Source organism: Vibrio sp. 1401, from assembly GCF_033340295.1.
Window position 1 is genome coordinate 1 of the sequence record NZ_JAWOWF010000563.1, and the last position, 601, is coordinate 601.

General features: G+C 44.1%; 1 protein-coding gene. It reads right to left on the reverse strand.

All coding sequences use genetic code 11. The features are described 5' to 3' along the window. A partial coding sequence (locus tag R7Z77_RS26845; RefSeq protein ID WP_318137238.1) for a DUF2982 domain-containing protein occupies positions 1-510 on the reverse strand: 510 nt, incomplete at its 3' end. Between the last annotated feature and the right edge of the window lie 91 nt (positions 511-601).

Here is a 601-nt window from a genome sequence, read left to right on the forward strand (position 1 = left end):
TTGTTTTCCCGCTTTGCTAGTGTACGGTTGTGGGTCGAGTACCATATCTTCAAATTTCTCTTCACAATGGTTCTGCCTTGCGCCCAGATACAACAAAGCGCGTTGGCTAAGTAAAATCTCCGTCGCGATACGCGGGCAAATTGCATCAAGGTAAGGGGAATAGTGTTTCAAGCGGATGCCTACCCACGGGAGCGGTTGATGCCAGCCGTCTTGTTGATAACTGCATATACCAATGGACTCAATATTTCGCCAACGGACAACCCAACCGCCTTTAAACAGGTGTTGCTGAAAGTGCGAGGCGGTCAGTGTGAAAGTGACTTGGCTTTTCTTAATCATCAAGACGGCGAAACCGACGATGATTGCCATCAAAATGACGGAAAGCATTGCTTGTTTCCAACCCGGAGAAATCACGACAAGAAATAGCGTAATGAGCGCTACCAGCAACAAAATCAATCTGTTGATTGGCGAATCAGACTTGAAGTGTGAATTTGTTAGATGCAGCGTTTCCATGCTCATACCTCAATGAATACTCTAAATAAAATCGAGATTTCTTGATATGCAGCTTGATGCTTTTAATCAAAACGAAACCTCTGTTTTTATA